Below are 17,086 nucleotides of genomic sequence, written 5' to 3' on the forward strand. Positions count from 1 at the left end.
ATCAGGCTTGGTCGGCCAGTTCGGCGGTCAGTGCCGCCCACTTGTGAAGCAGTTCAGCGCCGGCGCCGCCGTCGATCGCGGCAGCGGCCGCAGTCATCCCGGCGGAGATCGCATCCTCGAGATCGTCACCGACACCGTTGAACGCCGCGATGGCCGCTCCCGCGTTCAGCAAGACCGCGTCCCGGACCGGCCCCTTCTGCCCGGAAAGCAGCGTTCGGGCGACGGTGGCGTTGAATTCGGCGTCTCCTCCGCGCAACTCTTCGAGAGGAACGCGGTCGATTCCGAGGTCGCGCGGATCCAGCGTGACAGTTCGCACACTTCCACCGCCGACGATGTGAACCGTCGAAGTCGTCGATGTGGTCAGTTCGTCGAGTCCGTCGTCTCCACGCACCACCAACGCCGAATTACCGCGCTGTGCAAGGACTCCCGCGACGACCGAGATCAGCTTCGGAAATGCGCACCCGATCAGCCCGGCACGCGGACGAGCCGGATTGGTCAGTGGACCGAGCACGTTGAACGCCGTCGGGATGCCGATTTCCTTGCGAGGCACCGCCGCAAAGCGCAGTGCGGGATGGAAGACCGGCGCGAAACAAAAGCCGATGCCGACCTCTTCGACGCACCTCGCAACCTGCTCCGGGCCGAGGTTGATGCGAACGCCGAGCGCCTCGAGTACATCGGCGCCACCACTCTTGGACGAAGCAGCGCGGTTGCCGTGCTTGACAACTCGCACACCGGACGCGGCAACCACGATCGAGGCCATCGTCGAGATGTTGACCGTGTTGGAGCGGTCACCACCCGTGCCGACGATGTCGACGACGTCGGAATCGACCGGCACGCGCCGGGAGTGTTCGAGCATCGCGCCGGCGAGCCCTTCCAACTCCGCGGGGGTTTCGCCCTTCATCTTCAGCCCGACGCCGAAAGCGGCGATCTGAGCGGAAGTGGCATTGTCCGACATGATCTCGCCCATCGCCCACCGACTGTCGGCTTCCGACAGGTCACTGCCGTCCGTGAGCAGACCGAGAATCATCGGCCACGACCGCACCACTGCACTCGAATCGACGTTCACGGCGTTGGATGCGTCGGTGCCGGCCATAGTGCCTTGGTCCCCTTGTCGTTCATGTGGGCTGGATTTCAAGCTGTCGTTTCGTGCTGTCGTTTCGTGCTGCCATTTTGTGCTGCCGATGACCCTCGCAGCCTAGTCAGTGAGGTAGCAAGGAAACCGAATAGGGCCGCTCAGGTCTTTCGGCGACCGCGTTTGGGCGTCGCCTCCGCAAGAATCGGGGGCTGGAGCGCGTTCCACCCGGCGACGGAACCACCGAGTCGCTGCGCCAGACCGGCCATTCGTGATCGCTCCTGGGAGCAATGCAGGGCGTCAAGGATTTGGACACGCTCGAAGACGACGCGAACCGAATTCTCGACCGCCTGAGTCACCTCCTCGGGCCGACTCGCGCCTCGCACATATCCGTCCTGAGCGACGATGTTCTCGGCATCGGCAACCGAGTCCTCCGGCAGGTCGAGATGGTGCCGCAGAACCACTTCGGACTCCGCCCGAAACTCCGGCTCGGTGGAGCCGGCACGTTCGAGAGCGGTCGAACTCGCCTCGGCGTCGTCGAAGCCCTCGGCAACGACGACCAGATCCGACCGCCCCGCGTCGAGCGGCGTCGGAATCTTCGTGCCGAAAATTCTCAGGAACCACGGTCTACTCTTGTGTGTAGCTGCCATCGCGCCAGCATATTCCGACCACGCCACCAGCGCGTTCGCCGCCCGATCCCGCGAACTCGAGCCGAGCGACGCGCCGATGGTGGACCCGAGTGGTCGTCTCTTACGACGAAGCGTCATACTTCTGTCTGTGACGAGCGCAGTAGGGACTTCAGGATCGGCAATCACCCAACGCGTGCACTCGCTGAACCGGCCGAATATGGTCAGCGTTGGCACCATCGTGTGGTTGTCAAGTGAGCTCATGTTCTTCGCAGGGCTCTTTGCCATGTACTTCGTGGCACGAGCTCAGGCGAACGGAAATTGGCCGCCGGAGCCAACCGAATTGAACCTGTATCTGGCCGTGCCGGTGACCTTGGTGCTTATCGCATCTTCGTTCACCTGCCAGATGGGTGTCTTCGCGGCTGAGCGTGGCGACGTCTTCGGACTTCGTCGCTGGTACACCATCACCTTGATCATGGGGGCGTTCTTCGTCTCCGGCCAGGGTTACGAGTACTACCACCTTGTGCACGAGGGCACCACGATTTCGAGCAGCGTGTACGGCTCGGTGTTCTACATGACCACCGGCTTCCACGGTCTGCACGTCATCGGCGGTCTCATCGCCTTCGTCTTCTTGATCGCACGTACCCGGGTCAGCAAGTTCACGCCCGCCCAGGCCACCGCCGCGATCGTTGTTTCGTACTACTGGCACTTTGTCGACATCGTGTGGATCGCGCTGTTTGCCACGATTTATTTCATCCGTTAATCAGCTGTACGCCCCAGGCAGCCCCTGACGTCCAGTTCCGTCCCGACATACCAAAGGGATACAGATGAGTTCATCCCCCCCTCCCGCATCCGATAACTCAGCGAATGCCGCGAAGTCGCGTCGCCAGCGGAAAATCCGCCGGCGCGTTACCGGCGCGCTCGTATTGATGATGGGATTGATCAGCGCAGGTTTCCTCGCTTCGGCGTTGACACCAGCTCCGCAGGTTGCGACCGCCAGCGACGATTCAGCAGCCCTGATTCGTGAAGGCAAGCAGCTCTACGACACGTCATGCATCACGTGCCACGGCGCGAACTTGCAGGGCGTGCAGGACCGCGGTCCCAGCCTCATCGGCGTCGGCGAAGCAGCCGTGTACTTCCAGGTCTCCTCTGGTCGTATGCCCGCAGCTCGCAACGAGGCCCAGGCTGCACGCAAGGACCCCAAGTTCGATGCTGCGCAGACCGACGCCCTCGGCGCTTTCATCCAGGCCAACGGCGGCGGCCCGACGCTCATCCGCGACGAGAACGGCGAAATCGCCCAGTCCTCGCTGCGCGGTGGCGACATCGGACGCGGCAGTGAGCTCTTCCGGCTCAACTGCGCGTCGTGCCACAACTTCACCGGCCGCGGTGGCGCACTGTCCTCGGGCAAGTACGCCCCGGTCCTGGATCCGGCCAGCGAGCAGCAGATCTACGCTGCCATGGTTACCGGCCCCCAGAACATGCCGAAGTTCTCGGATCGTCAGCTGACGATCGAGGAGAAGAAGGACATCATCGCCTACGTCAAGTCGTCGGGCGAGTCGAAGGACCCCGGTGGGTACGGGCTCGGTGGGCTCGGTCCGGCCTCTGAGGGTCTCGCCATGTGGGCCGTCGGAATCATCGCTGTCGTCGGTGCAGCATTGTGGATCGGAGCAAGGTCATGAGCGACGCTGGCCAGCATGGCGGCGATACGCCTAAGAAGTACACAGATGAAGAGCTCGACGCGATGTCACGCGACGACCTGGTCAAGCTGGGTACCAATCTCGATGGCGTCGATGTCGTCTACCGCCGTGATCGTTGGTCGGTAAAGGGCACCAGGGCGGAAAAGCGCGCCGAGCGCAACGTCGCCTTCTGGTTCGGCCTCGCCGGCGTTTCGGCGATCGCATTCATCGCGATCTACCTGTTCTGGCCCTGGGAGTATGCAGGTGCCGGTGACGAGAACTACGGCAAGTACAGCCTGTACACCCCGCTGATCGGCTTGACCATGGGTCTGGCGATCCTCGGCGTCGGCATCGGTGCCGTTCAGTTCACCAAGAAGTTCATCCCCGAAGAGGTCTCGATCCAGGACCGCCACGACGGTGGATCCACCGAGGTCGATCGTCGCACGATCGTCGCCGAGCTCGGCGACACCCTCGATACGTCCACCCTCCCCCGCCGCAAGGCCATCAAGCGCAGCTTGATGTTCGGCGGTGGCGCACTCGGCGTCATGATGGTCATGCCTCTCGGCGGACTCATCAAGAACCCGTGGGCCAAGGGCGACGACTCACCCCTGTGGGTGTCCGGCTGGACCCCGAACTACCCGGGCGAGACCATCTACCTGCGTCGTGACACCGGCCGTCCCGAGGACATCGTCCTCGTTCGCCCGGAAGATCTCGATGCCGGTTCGATGGAAACGGTCTTCCCGTTCCGCGAGTCCGACCGTGGCGACGAGCACGCTCTGCTCGCAGCACTGCGCGGCATTCGTAACTCGGTGATGCTCATCCGCCTCCGCACGGAAGACACCGCGCGTGTCACCAAGCGCAAGGGCCAGGAGAGCTTCAACTACGGCGATTACTTCGCGTACTCGAAGATCTGCACCCACCTGGGTTGCCCCACCTCGCTCTACGAACAGCAGAGCAACCGTATTCTGTGCCCCTGCCACCAGTCGCAGTTCGACGCACTGACCTACGGCAAGCCGATCTTCGGTCCCGCTGCTCGCGCACTTCCGCAGTTGCCTATTACAGTGAACGAAGAGGGCTTCCTGGTCGCCGACGGTGACTTCATCGAAGCACTCGGCCCGGCATTTTGGGAGCGTCGACCGTGACCACAACAACAACCAAACCGTCCAAGATCAGTGCGGCAGCGGCTGGACAAGCGGAGGCTATGGACTCCCGCTACCACCTAGCCGCAGGCATGCGCCGGCAGATCAACAAGGTCTTCCCGACGCACTGGTCCTTCATGCTCGGCGAGATCGCGCTCTACAGCTTCGTGATCCTGCTGATCTCCGGTGTGTTCCTGACACTGTTCTTCGATCCGTCGATGGCACACGTCGTCTACCAGGGCGCGTACCAGCCGCTTCGCGGTGTCACGATGTCTCGCGCCTACGAGACGACCCTGAACATCTCCTTCGAGGTGCGCGGCGGTCTCTTCGTTCGCCAGATTCACCACTGGGCTGCACTGATGTTCGCGGCGTCGATCATCGTTCACCTCGCTCGCATCTTCTTCACCGGCGCATTCCGTCGTCCGCGTGAAGCGAACTGGGTCATCGGCTGCCTGCTGCTCATCCTGGCGATGTTCGAAGGCTTCTTCGGTTACACCATCCCCGACGACCTGCTCTCGGGCACCGGCCTCCGCGCCGCCTTCGGTGGTATCACGATGAGTATCCCGATCGTCGGTACCTGGATGCACTGGCTGATCTTCGACGGCGACTTCCCCGGCGACCTCATCATCCCGCGTCTCTACGTCGCTCACGTGCTGCTGTTCCCGGGCATCATCCTGGCTCTGATCGCCGGCCACCTCGCGTTGGTCTGGTACCAGAAGCACACGCAGTTCCCCGGCCCCGGCCGTACGGAACAGAACGTAGTCGGCGTCCGCATCCTCCCGGTCTTCGCAATGAAGGGTGGCGCGTTCTTCGCCATGACCTTCGGCGTGCTCGCACTGCTCGGTGGTCTGTTCCAGATCAACCCCGTGTGGAACATCGGTCCGTACAACCCGTCACAGGTCTCGGCAGGTTCCCAGCCCGATATCTACATGATGTGGACGGACGGCCTTGCTCGACTGTGGCCGGCGTGGGAGATCTACCTGTTCGGCCGCTACACGATCCCCGCTGTGTTCGCCGTCGCCCTGATCATGGGCCTCGTCTTCGCACTGTTGATCGCGTACCCGTGGATCGAGAAGCGTCTCACCGGAGACGACGCTCACCACAACATCCTGCAGCGCCCGCGCGACGTGCCGGTCCGTACCGCTATCGGTGCGATGTCCATCGCGTTCTACCTGGTGCTCACGATCTCCTGCATCAACGACATCATCGCGTACCACCTGCACATCTCGCTGAACGCAATGACGTGGATCGGCCGTATCGGCATGGTCATCCTTCCGCCCATCGCGTACTTCGTGACGTACCGGTTCTGCATCGGCCTGCAGCGCAGTGACCGTGCAGTCCTCGAACACGGCATCGAGACCGGCATCATCAAGCGGATGCCGAACGGCCAGTACATCGAGATCCACCAGCCGCTCGGCCCCGTCGACGAGCACGGACACCCGATCCCGCTCGAGTACCAGGGTGCTGCTGTCCCGAAGAAGATGAACAAGCTCGGCCTCGCCGGCAAGCCCGGTAGCGGTAGCCTCATCACCGCTGACCCAGTCGAGGAGAGCGAGGCTCTCGAAGCCGCTCATCACGAAGCTGAGCACGAGCAGCTTCAGATCCTTCTGGACTACCAGAACCGAACCAACGGCAAGTCCGATGGTTCGAGTGGAGAACTCCACTAAGGACGACAGTTGACGAGTGAGGCCCCGAACCGGATTCCGGTTCGGGGCCTCACTCGTTCTCTGAGCGATTCAGCATGACAACCTCCAGTGGGTCACCACTCCCCCGGTTCGACGTCTGAGCGCCGACAACAGCGGGCACGACGCCTGGCTAGACCTCGAGCACAGTTGAATAGTGCTCCACCGTCGGGAACGGCTCGTAGAAGTGGTGGAGAAGTTCTCGCCACTTCTCGTATCCCGTGGACTGACGGAACCCGATGGTGTGTGACTCCACGTCTTCCCACTCGACGAGCAGGAGATATCGCTCCGGCGATTCCAGGCAGTGCGAGAGTCGCAGCCTGATGAATCCGGGGACCTCGGAGATGATGGTTCGGGCCACATCGAACGCGACCTCGAATCGCGCTGACTGCGACGGATCGACCTGCAGGACGGCATGTTCGAGGATCATCTACGGAGTGTTGCACGTTCTCGGTAGTCCCCTCGAGGCGTGGCCGCCTGGTGAGATACTCGGACCATGACATCCCATGCACGCGGCACCTTCGAGATCGATCTCCGCCCCGCCGATCCTGAGCTCTCCGGACGCGTCGGGCGCTTCGAGTTCGACAAGACGTTCATCGGCGGCGTCGAAGGAACATCGACCGGACTCATGCTGTCTGCCGGCGATCCGACAACCGGTGAAGCGGGCTACGTCGCTTTGGAGTTTGTCACCGGGCAGGTCGACGAAGCTGTGGGATCGTTCGCACTGCAGCAGTTCGGTCAGATGATCAACGGAACGCAGAAGCTTCTGTACGAGATCGTGCCGGGGTCCGGAACCGGCGAGCTGAAGGGCATCTCAGGCACTCTCGAGCTAGAGATCGTCGACGGTCTGCACCGCTACGACCTCGAATACTCGCTCCACGATTGACAAAGAGCGGTTGGGTAATCGGCACCCTCGTACCGCAACTCGTAGATACGACAACAGAGGCGCCGTACCCGGGTGGGTGCGGCGCCTCTGTTGGAGTGCGGGTGAAACTAGTGCTTCTCGGGTCCGGTGTAGTACTCGAACACCAAGCCTGCAGCTGCGGCGAGCACACAGACAACTGCGACTGCGATGAGCCACGGCTGGAAGTACGCCAGCGACACTGCCGCGAGTGCAGCTGCGGCGGCAAGCAGGATCGGCCAGAAGCTACCGGGGCTGAAGAAGCCCAGTTCTCCTGCACCATCCGAGATTTCTGCGTCGTCGTAGTCCTCGGGACGGGTGTCCAGACGACGGGCAACGAAGCGGAAGTAGGTACCCACGATGAGCGTCAGACCTGCAGACAGGACGATGGCCGTCAGTCCGGCCCACTCGATACCTGTGCGTGACAGAGCGGTGAACACTCCGTAGATGATCGCGACGAGAATGAAGAACATCGTCAGGATCTCGAAGAGCTTGGCTTCGATCTTCATATCAGCACTTGTCCTTGTTCAGTGAAGAGGCTGGCCGGCTCAGTTGCCTGCAGTGGCGACGGTTGCCTGACGGTACTCGCGGTCGGTGTTGAACGGCGTGGTCGACGTAGCCACCGGCGACTGACCGATTGCCTGCAGGGCCTCGGCGGTCGTCAGACCACCCTTGCCCTCCGCGTCACCCTTGCGCAGTTCGATGTACTTGGCGAAGTCCTCGGGCGAAACCGCACGAACCTCGAAGTTCATCATCGCGTGGAACGTGCCACACATTTCTGCACAACGCCCGACGAACGCGCCTTCCTTCTCGATCTCACTGATCTGGAAGATGTTGTCCGAGTGGTTCTCCTTGGGGTTCGGGAGAACGTCGCGCTTGAACAGGAACTCAGGCACCCAGAAAGCGTGGATGACGTCCGAGGAAGCGAGTTCGAACTGGATCCGCTTGCCGGTGGGCAGAACGAGGATCGGGATCTCCTGGCTGGAGCCGACAGTCTCGATCTTGTCGTAGTGCAGGTAGCTCAGGTCCTCGGTGCTGTTGCCGTGGATCGGGCCGGGAACTTCTTCGCCGTGATCGTTGACAGTGGAGCCCTCGGCCTTGGCAGCCTCTTCGGCTTCGACGTCGATGCCGTTGTACTTGGCACTGCCGTCGCCGAACTCGATGGAGCGGTAGCCGAACTTCCAGTTCCACTGGAATGCCGTGACGTCTACGACGACGTCAGGGTTGTCCGTCTTGTCCAGAACATGGTTCTGGACGATGACGGTGAAGTAGAAGAGAACCGCGATGATGACGAAGGGAACTGCCGTGTAACCGAGTTCGAGAGGCACGTTGTATGCCGTCTGACGCGGGAATTCCGGCGAGTCCTTCTTCTTGCGGTGGAAGATGACGGCCCAGAAGACCAGCCCCCACACCAGCACACCCATGACGAGGGCGGCTACAACCGACCACGTCCACAGCTCACGCATGCGCGTCGCCTCCGGGGTGATGCCCGAAGGCCACCCGAAACGAAGCACTTCGTTGTCGATGGAGCAACCCGACAGCAGCAAGGCAGCAATGCCCAGAGATACTGCCAGCCCCGCTCGCCGAAGGATCCGACCTTGCGCCACGTTCACGCCTTCCTGATCGCCACAAAATTCAACTAGGGCATGCCCGGAGGGAAGGCCCAATTACTACGCAGCGTAGACCAAAGCCGGGCGCTATCCATCCTCGGGTCCTCGCCCGTGTCGCGGCGGACGTCACACAGCTCTCTCAGGTGCTGCTCAGGAACGGCTCAGGTCGTTTCGGCGACGCACATCACGTCGATTCGTTCCGCCGCGATCGGCAGGGACGTCGATCTGCGGCATACTTTCGACAAGAGTTCGTTGACCTCTCCCCGACACTCGTGTCCGGGAGCCTTCTCTACAAAAATTCTGAATCGAGGAACCGGACGCTGTGTGTGGACTGCTCGGGCTACTGACATCTGGCGGAACCAGCGAGGACGCCGTCTCGCGGGTCGACCAGGCGATGCATTGCCTTCGTCACCGCGGGCCGGACGAACACGGGACGTGGAACGACGACCACCTCGTCTTCGGGTTCAACCGCCTGGCGATCATCGACATCGCTCATTCCCACCAGCCGCTGCGTTGGGGCCCGCCGGAGAACCCGGAGCGTTATGCGCTCACGTTCAACGGCGAGATCTACAACTACCTGGAGATCCGCGCCGAACTGGTCAAGGACCACGACGCCAAGTTCTTCACCGAGGGCGACTCCGAGGCCATCGTCGCTGCATTCCACTACTGGGGTGAGGATGCGGTCCGGCGCCTACGCGGAATGTTCGCGTTCGCGATCTGGGACACCGACACACGCGAGCTGTTCATCGCACGCGATCCGTTCGGGATCAAGCCGCTGTTCATTGCTACCGGCGCCGGCGGCACCGCGTTCGGCAGTGAGAAGAAGAGCCTGCTCGAACTCACCGATCTGATCGGCATCGGTACCGAGCTGGATCCGCGCGCCATCGAGCACTACACCGTTCTGCAGTACGTCCCGGAGCCGGAAACACTGCACAAGGAGATCCGACGCCTGGAGTCTGGCAGTTTCGCTCGGGTCCGTCCGGGCGAGGAACCCACGTTCACGCGGTACTTCACGCCGAAGTTCCCGGCCAAGCCTTTTGCACCTGGCACCGAGAAGGCGCGCTACCAGGAAATCGCCGAGGCACTCGAGGATTCGGTCGCCAAACACATGCGCGCCGACGTCACCGTCGGTTCGTTCCTGTCCGGCGGTATCGACTCCACGGCGATCGCGGCACTGGCGATGCGCCACAACCCCAACCTGATCACCTTCACGACCGGTTTCGAACGTGAGGGCTATTCCGAGGTCGACGTCGCTGCAGAATCTGCCGCGGCGATCGGCGCGAAGCACGTCGTCAAGGTGGTCTCCCCCGCCGAGTTCGCCGCTGCCATTCCCGAGATCGTCTGGTACCTCGACGACCCGGTAGCCGATCCGGCATTGATTCCGCTGTGGTTCATCGCCAAGGAAGCCCGCAAGCACGTCAAGGTCGTGCTGTCCGGCGAGGGTGCCGACGAGCTGTTCGGCGGTTACACGATTTACCGTGAGCCGTTGTCGCTCAAGCCTTTCGAGTACCTCCCCAAGGGATTGCGTCGGGCTGCGGGCAAGTTGTCCGAACGCATCCCGGACGGTACTCGCGGCAAGAGTCTGCTCAATCGCGGTTCGTTGACCCTCGAGGAGCGCTACTACGGCAATGCTCGTAGCTTCAACGACGCTCAACTCCGCGCCGTCCTGCGCGATTTCCGCCCCGAGTGGACTCACCAGGACGTCACCGCGCCGATCTACGCGCAGTCACGGGACTGGGATCCGGTTGCCCGGATGCAGCATCTCGACCTGTTCACCTGGCTGCGCGGCGACATCCTCGTCAAGGCCGACAAGATGACGATGGCCAACTCGCTGGAACTGCGTGTGCCGTTCCTCGATCCCGAGGTCTTCGACGTAGCGTCACGCGTGCCGCTCGATCAGAAGATCACGAAAGACACAACCAAGTATGCACTGCGTCAGGCCCTGGAAGGCATTGTGCCGCACCATGTTCTGCACCGTGCGAAGCTCGGATTCCCGGTTCCCCTGCGCCATTGGCTGCGCGGCACCGAACTCTTCGACTGGGCACATCTGCAGATCGAGGAGTCGGGTACCGACCACATCTTCGACAAGCAGGCCGTCGTGAAGATGCTCAACGATCACCGCGAGGGCGTGTCCGACCACAGCCGACGCCTGTGGACCGTGCTGACGTTCATGGTCTGGCACGGGATCTTCGTGGAGAAGCGCATCGTGCCGCAGATCCAGGAACCGGTGTACCCGGTCAACATCTAGGCCTTCGGCCCCGTGAGTGGTCAGGGAGTCTCCGGACTCCTCAACCACTCACGGGGCGGAGCCCTACTTCGGCAGGATCGTCGCGATCTCGTCCGCAGCCGCACTGCCGTATGCGTCGGTAAGGCGCTTGAGGGCCTCGTCGCGATTGAACACCCACTCCTGCGTTCCCACGGTCTCGAGGATCAGCACAGCGACCAAAGATCCCAGCTGTGCGGCGCGCTCGAAGCTCAGGCCAGCGCCGTGTGCGAGCAGGAACCCGGCACGGAAGCCGTCGCCAACGCCCGTCGGATCCACCTTGCCGGTCTCGGGCACTACGTCGACGCGCACCCAATTACCTTCGGCGTCAACAATTTCCACACCCTTTGAGCCGAGGGTGGTGACACGGATGCCGACCTGCGCGCGGATCTCTTCCTCGCTCAGACCAGTCTTCTGCTGAAGCAGACCCCACTCGTACTCGTTGGTGAACAAGTACTTCGCACCGTGGATGAGCGCCTTGGCCTCGTCACCGGACAGGCGAGCAAGCTGCTGCGACGGATCCGCTGCGAACGGGATTCCGAGCAGACGGCATTCGTCGGTATGGCGAACCATGGCCTCGGGGTCGTTGGCGCCGATCAGCACCAGCTCGACTGCGCCCGCAGTCTTGGCCACTGCCGCGAGTTCGATCTCGCGGGCCTCGCTCATCGCACCGGGGTAGAACGACGCGATCTGCGCCATGTCCTCGTCGGTGGTGCACACGAAACGCGCCGTATGTGCCTTGTCCGAGATACGGACCGCGCTGCAGTCGACGCCGTTGTCCTCGAGCCACGTGCGGTACTCGGCGAAGTCGGCACCGACTGCGCCGACGAGTAGCGGGGACCCACCGAGCACGCCCATGGCGTAAGCGATGTTGCCGCCGACACCACCGCGGCGAATCACGAGATCGTCCACCAGGAAACTCAGCGAAACGTGGGCGAGCTGATCGGCGAGGAGCTGATCGGCGAAGCGGCCGGGGAAGCGCATCAAGTGGTCGGTGGCGATGGAACCGGTTACCGCAATAGTCACGGATCGTGGCCTTTCAGCGAAGTGAGTACAAGAATGAAAGTGGAGCAAAAGTTCACGTTACCGCCCGTAGCGCCGGTATCGGCGCCCGAGCCGTGAGATCGGAACCGTCTGCAGGCGAGTCACCACAAACAACTGACGCGAAACCGAATGTCGGTTCCGCGTCAGTTGTTTGTGAATTGAGTTGTGATCGACAGACTCAGTTGAACGAGTCACCGCAGGCGCAGGAGCCTGTTGCATTGGGGTTGTCGATCGAGAAGCCCTGCTGCTCGATGGTGTCGAGGAAGTCGATGGACGCACCTTCGACGTACGGCGCGCTCATCCGGTCGACAACCAGGTTGACGCCGTTGAAGTCGACAGTGAGGTCACCGTCGAGCGTGCGGTCGTCGAAGAACAGCTGGTACTTCAGTCCGGCACAGCCGCCGGGCTGCACTGCGATACGCAGCGCGAGGTCGTCGCGACCCTCCTGATCGAAGAGTGCCTTCGCCTTGGCGGATGCGGCCTCGGTCATCTTGACGCCGTGGGTGGCGGTCTCGTTCTGCACAGTCATGGGCTCTCCCTAATGTTCGTACCAACCCGTGAACGCTTCAACGGTACGCCGCTGCCGACTTATTCCCGCCAGTCCTTACCGGGTGCGATTCGTCTTCATCCTATCCGGTCTTCCCGACACGGCAACGGCGCGTCGACGCTTGTGGATCCTCAGCTCCGGGCGCCGCGCCAGATGTTCCACTCCCGTGCCGTGTGTTCGGCGAGTCCCTCGAGACACGCCGACGCTTCCTCCATCGCACGTTCCACCGACCCGGCGAACTCCGTCACCGATTTCGTCGCGACTATCGAGGTCGACGCAAAGTCCGCCGCGTCGAGCGTGACCTGACCGGCAAAGACGAGCGTCGGAACTCCGTGCGCCGCCCCGGCCGAAGCAAGCGTCGTGACGAGTTTGCCGCGCAGAGATTGGTGGTCGAACTTGCCTTCACCCGTGATCACCAGGTCAGCGGAAACCAATAGCGCCGCCTGGCCGGTGCGATCGGCAACGACGTCGGCCCCGGATCTCCGCTGTGCACCGAGGGCGAACAGCGCAGCACCGATACCACCCGCGGCGCCGGCACCCGGAAAATCCGACACTCGTTTTCCGGTGGCGGACTCCAACTGTTCGGCCCATCTCGCGTTTCTCGCTTCGAGGACAGCGACGGCATCGGCGTCGGCGCCCTTTTGCGGGCCGAACACCGCGGCCGCACCGTGCTCGCCGAGAAGTACGTGTTCGACGTCGGTGGCCGCGACCAACGCAATGCCCGCCGTAGCCGCCCTTGCAGCCTCCAAGCCGCCCAGCGCCTCCACCAGCCCACGTCCCCCGTCGGTGCAGCAACTCCCACCGAGTCCGACGACAATCGTCTTCACGCCTGCCTCGAGCGCGACAGCGATCAGTTCTCCGACACCGCGACTGTGCGCGGCGAGTGCGCCGTCCCGTGTCGGCGGACCTCCGAGCAGACCGAGCCCGACAGCCTCGGCGGACTCGAGGTACGCCGTGTCCGAATCCAACAGCCACGCGGCGTCGACGCCCGCGGTCAGTGGCCCAGGAACCCGTGCGGTCCGGAGGTCGCCCCCAGCCGTGGCCAAGACGTCGACGAAACCCGGCCCACCGTCGGATTGTGGCGCGGTGACGACGTCGTCTTCGGGTCGGCCACGTCGCCAACCGGCAGAAATGGACTCAGCCGCCTCGACGGCAGTCAACGTCTCACCAAACGAATCTGGAGCAACTATTACCCGCATAGCGGAAGTCTAAGAGTCCCGAATGACCCCGATGTTTCACGATCTCGCGCGTTTCAGTGCCTCGGGCGATCGGGTTTTTCAGAAAGACCGAGGTCGGTTTCCCAGACCGTGCACTTATCCAATAGCCTGGAGGTGTGAAATTGCTACGCCGCGGTGACTCAGACAACTCCGACAAACGTGACGTCGAGGGCACTGAGGCATCCTCGGCCTCCGAAGAGGCGCCCATCGAGCAGGTGGGCAAGGGCCGCCCCACACCCAAGCGTCGTGACGCCGAGGCGAAGAGGCGTGGCCCCGTTGCCCCTGCCCCGCTGACCGCGAAGGAAGCCCGCGCCCGCCGTAAGGCGACCCGCGGCTCCAAGGAGGACCGCAAGGCCGAAGCCGCCGAGCGTCGCGCATCGTCGGCAGACCGCCGCGCCCGCATGCTCGCCGGCGAGGACAAGTACCTGCTCCCCCGCGACAAGGGACCGGTTCGCGCCTACGTCCGTGATTTCATCGACGCCCGCCGCAACCTCGTCGGGCTGTTCATGCCGCTCGCATTGATCCTCATCATGACGATGTTCGTCACGCCCGCGCTCCAGCAGATCGTCACGCTGGCAATGCTCGTGATGATGCTCTTCATGGTCGGTGAAGGCATCTGGCTCGGTCGCATGATCAACAACCGCGTCGCCGAGCGCTTCCCCGACAGCACCGACGGCGGATTCAAGCTCGGCTGGTACGCGTTCGTTCGCGCGTCGCAGATCCGTAAGCTGCGCGCACCGAAGCCTCGTGTGGGGCCGGGCGACGCAATCTGAGCGTGACGAACACGTATAGAACTTTGGTCCTCGGCGGCGCGCGGTCTGGTAAGTCCGCGCACGCCGAGGATTTGGTTTGTGCAGGCCACTTACCCGAAAGTTCGGCACCGATCCGGTACCTGGCGACAGCCAGACGTGATGTCACCGACGCAGACTGGGAAAGCCGGATCGACCAGCACCGCAACAGACGGCCTTCTCATTGGTCGACTGTCGAAACCGCAGCTGCGGGGGACCTCGCGGCGCAGCTCGAAAGCGATTCACACACAGCGACGTTGGTCGACGATCTGGGAACGTGGCTGACCACTGAACTCGATCGGCAAGGCGCCTGGGACGCTCCGCGCGGCACCGTCACTCCCGCTGCGGACAGCCTGGTCGCCAGTGTCGAGAACTATCGCGGACACCTGGTGCTGGTCAGCCCCGAAGTGGGTTTGGCCGTCATCCCCGAGACACGGTCGGGACGATTGTTCCGCGACGAGATCGGCACTCTCAACGCTCGTATCGCCGCGGTGTGCGATCGTGTCGTACTAGTGGTTGCAGGGTTACCGCTCATCTTGAAAGATACTGCTGCACAACCGGAAGGCACGATGTGAGTACCGAGGCCAATCCAGGGGCCATTTCAGGGGCGAATCCAGATGCCAACCCTGACGTCGCGCCAGTCAGTAGCGCCGACTTCGAACCCGTCACGCCGCCCGACCGCGAGGTGCGTGCGCAGGCCGACGCGCGTCAGCGCGATCTGACCAAGCCGGCAGGTTCGCTGGGCCGACTGGAGGCTCTCGCCGGTTGGGCATCAGCTTGCCAAGGAGTTTGTCCCCCACACGCTTTCGCTCGGCCTCGCGTCGTCGTCTTCGCGGGTGATCACGGAATCGCCCGCAACGGCGTCTCCGCCTATCCGCCGGAAGTGACCGCACAGATGGTCGCCAACTTCCTCGGGGGCGGCGCGGCAGTCAACGTCCTCGCCGAAGTTGCCGGCGCCACGGTACGCGTCGTCGACATCGCAGTGGACGGCGATACCGATCCGTCCGTCTCGAACCACAAGGTGCGCAGGTCTTCCGGGTCCATCGACCGCGAAGACGCCATGTCGAACGAGGAAACCCTTCAGGCCATCGCCGCCGGCCGAGCGATCGCGGACGAGGAAATCGACGGGGGCGCAGATCTTCTCATCGCCGGCGACATGGGCATCGGCAACACGACGCCCGCAACCGTACTCATCGCAGCACTGACGGACAGTGAACCCGTCGCAGTCGTGGGTCGAGGTACCGGTATCGACGACGCCGGGTGGATCCGCAAGACCGCAGCGATTCGCGACGCTCTCCGTCGCGCCCGTCCGCACGTTCGCGACACAGTCGCGCTGCTGCGCACGTCTTCGGGTGCCGACCTCGCCGCGATGGCCGGCTTTCTGGCCCAGGCAGCTTCGCGTCGTACGCCGGTGATCCTCGACGGCGTAGTGGTCACCGCAGCCGCCATGGTTGCCGACGAACTGGCTTTCGGCGCACGTGAATGGTGGGTCGCCGGACACCGCTCCACCGAACCCGCGCACACCATCGCGTTGACACGCATGGGTCTCGACCCGATCGTCGAGTTCGACATGCGTCTCGGTGAAGGTTCAGGTGCAGTCACAGCGCTCCCGATTCTTCAGGGCGCAGTGGCAATCCTGGGCAAGATGGCGACATTCTCCGAAGCCGGTGTCAGCACTCAGGGCAGCGCACCTGCCGACGAACCCGAGTCGATCGACCTGACCAAGACCGATACGGCGGAGTGAGCATGGCGGGCCCGCTGTCCGGAGTGCCTCTGGCCTTCTCGTGGCTGACGGTCCTTCCGGTTCGTGGTCCCTCCGACATCGACCGAACTGCCGGTCGTCGCGCCATCGCGGCAGCTCCGCTCACCGGGATCGCACTCGGCATTGCCGCGACGTTTCTGCTTTGGGGGACAACCAGTATCGGCCTGAATCCCTATCTCGCAGGCTTGCTGACGGTCGGTGCGCTCGCTCTCGGGACACGCGGGATGCACGTGGACGGACTGGCAGACTCCGTCGACGGACTGGGTTGTTACGGTCCACCGGAGCGCGCCCGCGAGGTCATGCACAGCGGCGGTGCCGGACCGTTCGGGGTCGCGGCACTGTTGATCTTCCTTGGGCTGCAATCGGTCTCCCTCGGCGTCCTCGCGGTTGCCGACTCCCCCACGCAGTGGATCGCCGTTCTCGTATCTGTCGCTGCGGGTCGTGTGGCCGTCGTTTTTGCCTGCCGCCGAGGTATTCTCGCGTCTGGCCCGAGCGGATTCGGTGCGCTCGTCGCCGATTCACAACCGCTCTGGGCCGCAATCGTATGGTCGGTTCCGCTGATCGCCACTTCCGCCTTTGCCACCGACCGGTGGTGGCTTGGCCCTCTCGTGACCGCGTCGGCGCTGGTGATCAGTGTGCTGTGCGTGCGTCACTGCGTCCGTAGATTCGGCGGACTCAACGGAGACGTTCTCGGATTCGCGCTCGAACTCACTGTGACGCTGACGGCCGTCGGCCTCACTCTCGGACTGTGATCCGACG

The 17,086-nt window shown here is 63.3% G+C and carries 18 protein-coding genes; 10 read left to right on the forward strand and 8 right to left on the reverse strand.

From position 1 onward, the window contains the following. Nucleotide 1 precedes the first annotated feature (1 nt). Entirely contained in the window at nt 2-1,093 is a 1,092-nt protein-coding gene (trpD, locus tag FEZ59_RS00795; RefSeq protein ID WP_172932075.1) for an anthranilate phosphoribosyltransferase, read from the reverse strand. Nucleotides 1,094-1,233: 140 nt separating this feature from the next. Next, complete coding sequence (locus FEZ59_RS00800) at nt 1,234-1,722, reverse strand: hypothetical protein (RefSeq protein WP_172932077.1); 489 nt, start codon at nt 1,720-1,722, stop codon at nt 1,234-1,236. Between the two features lie 127 nt (nt 1,723-1,849). Here FEZ59_RS00800 and FEZ59_RS00805 point away from each other — a divergent pair, with 127 nt between their 5' ends. The 4 genes from FEZ59_RS00805 (at nt 1,850) to FEZ59_RS00820 (ending at nt 6,180) form a co-directional block, all read left to right on the forward strand. Then, on the forward strand, nt 1,850-2,461 hold the full coding sequence (locus tag FEZ59_RS00805) for a heme-copper oxidase subunit III (RefSeq protein ID WP_020908101.1): 612 nt from the start codon (nt 1,850-1,852) through the stop codon (nt 2,459-2,461). A 64-nt stretch (nt 2,462-2,525) separates the two neighbouring features. Further along, complete coding sequence (locus FEZ59_RS00810; protein ID WP_020908102.1) at nt 2,526-3,377, forward strand: cytochrome c; 852 nt, start codon at nt 2,526-2,528, stop codon at nt 3,375-3,377. Next, nucleotides 3,374-4,516, forward strand: coding sequence for a ubiquinol-cytochrome c reductase iron-sulfur subunit (locus tag FEZ59_RS00815; RefSeq protein WP_020908103.1), 1,143 nt, complete (start codon nt 3,374-3,376; stop codon nt 4,514-4,516). Before FEZ59_RS00810 ends, FEZ59_RS00815 begins: the two co-directional genes overlap by 4 nt. A 59-nt stretch (nt 4,517-4,575) precedes the next feature. Further along, nucleotides 4,576-6,180 (forward strand): cytochrome bc complex cytochrome b subunit, encoded by a 1,605-nt coding sequence (locus FEZ59_RS00820; RefSeq protein ID WP_044480654.1) that lies wholly within the window; start codon nt 4,576-4,578, stop codon nt 6,178-6,180. Nucleotides 6,181-6,328: 148 nt separating this feature from the next. On the opposite strand, the gene FEZ59_RS00825 is transcribed toward FEZ59_RS00820, so the two are convergent. Continuing rightward, the gene (locus FEZ59_RS00825; RefSeq protein ID WP_172932078.1) at nt 6,329-6,625 is read right to left on the reverse strand and encodes an antibiotic biosynthesis monooxygenase; all 297 of its coding nucleotides are present in this window, start codon (nt 6,623-6,625) and stop codon (nt 6,329-6,331) included. A 66-nt stretch (nt 6,626-6,691) separates the two neighbouring features. Here FEZ59_RS00825 and FEZ59_RS00830 point away from each other — a divergent pair, with 66 nt between their 5' ends. Beyond that, entirely contained in the window at nt 6,692-7,081 is a 390-nt protein-coding gene (locus tag FEZ59_RS00830) for a DUF3224 domain-containing protein (RefSeq protein ID WP_020908106.1), read from the forward strand. A 107-nt stretch (nt 7,082-7,188) separates the two neighbouring features. On the opposite strand, the gene FEZ59_RS00835 is transcribed toward FEZ59_RS00830, so the two are convergent. Continuing rightward, nucleotides 7,189-7,605 carry a cytochrome c oxidase subunit 4 gene (locus FEZ59_RS00835; RefSeq protein ID WP_003941723.1) on the reverse strand — a complete coding sequence of 139 codons (417 nt, stop codon included), beginning with the start codon at nt 7,603-7,605 and terminating at the stop codon, nt 7,189-7,191. A 39-nt stretch (nt 7,606-7,644) separates the two neighbouring features. After that, nucleotides 7,645-8,709, reverse strand: a complete 1,065-nt coding sequence (locus FEZ59_RS00840) for a cytochrome c oxidase subunit II (RefSeq protein ID WP_019748910.1) — start codon at nt 8,707-8,709, stop codon at nt 7,645-7,647. Nucleotides 8,710-9,028: 319 nt separating this feature from the next. Here FEZ59_RS00840 and asnB point away from each other — a divergent pair, with 319 nt between their 5' ends. Beyond that, nucleotides 9,029-10,954, forward strand: coding sequence for an asparagine synthase (glutamine-hydrolyzing) (gene asnB / locus FEZ59_RS00845; protein WP_019748911.1), 1,926 nt, complete (start codon nt 9,029-9,031; stop codon nt 10,952-10,954). 63 nt (nt 10,955-11,017) lie between these two features. Here the strand turns inward: asnB and FEZ59_RS00850 are convergent, their stop codons facing one another. From FEZ59_RS00850 to FEZ59_RS00860, 3 genes are all read right to left on the reverse strand, one after another. After that, nucleotides 11,018-11,995 carry a carbohydrate kinase family protein gene (locus FEZ59_RS00850; RefSeq protein ID WP_003941700.1) on the reverse strand — a complete coding sequence of 326 codons (978 nt, stop codon included), beginning with the start codon at nt 11,993-11,995 and terminating at the stop codon, nt 11,018-11,020. A 196-nt stretch (nt 11,996-12,191) separates the two neighbouring features. After that, on the reverse strand, nt 12,192-12,542 hold the full coding sequence (locus FEZ59_RS00855) for an iron-sulfur cluster assembly accessory protein (protein WP_007730053.1): 351 nt from the start codon (nt 12,540-12,542) through the stop codon (nt 12,192-12,194). A gap of 149 nt (nt 12,543-12,691) precedes the next feature. Further along, a complete protein-coding gene (locus FEZ59_RS00860; protein ID WP_172932079.1) occupies nt 12,692-13,759 on the reverse strand; it encodes a glycerate kinase in 1,068 nt (355 codons plus the stop codon). 134 nt (nt 13,760-13,893) lie between these two features. Here FEZ59_RS00860 and FEZ59_RS00865 point away from each other — a divergent pair, with 134 nt between their 5' ends. From FEZ59_RS00865 to FEZ59_RS00880, 4 genes are read left to right on the forward strand one after another with little or no spacing between them, the layout of a single operon-like run. Continuing rightward, entirely contained in the window at nt 13,894-14,550 is a 657-nt protein-coding gene (locus FEZ59_RS00865; protein WP_007730051.1) for a DUF3043 domain-containing protein, read from the forward strand. Between the two features lie 2 nt (nt 14,551-14,552). Further along, nucleotides 14,553-15,140 (forward strand): bifunctional adenosylcobinamide kinase/adenosylcobinamide-phosphate guanylyltransferase, encoded by a 588-nt coding sequence (gene cobU / locus FEZ59_RS00870; protein ID WP_060938899.1) that lies wholly within the window; start codon nt 14,553-14,555, stop codon nt 15,138-15,140. Nucleotides 15,141-15,163: 23 nt separating this feature from the next. Then, the gene (gene cobT, locus FEZ59_RS00875; RefSeq protein ID WP_050793993.1) at nt 15,164-16,309 is read left to right on the forward strand and encodes a nicotinate-nucleotide--dimethylbenzimidazole phosphoribosyltransferase; all 1,146 of its coding nucleotides are present in this window, start codon (nt 15,164-15,166) and stop codon (nt 16,307-16,309) included. 2 nt (nt 16,310-16,311) lie between these two features. Further along, nucleotides 16,312-17,079, forward strand: a complete 768-nt coding sequence (locus FEZ59_RS00880; protein ID WP_153210976.1) for an adenosylcobinamide-GDP ribazoletransferase — start codon at nt 16,312-16,314, stop codon at nt 17,077-17,079. The last annotated feature ends 7 nt before the right edge of the window (nt 17,080-17,086 follow it).

The organism is Rhodococcus sp. MS13, assembly GCF_013277835.1.
GTDB lineage: Bacteria > Actinomycetota > Actinomycetes > Mycobacteriales > Mycobacteriaceae > Rhodococcus_F > Rhodococcus_F erythropolis.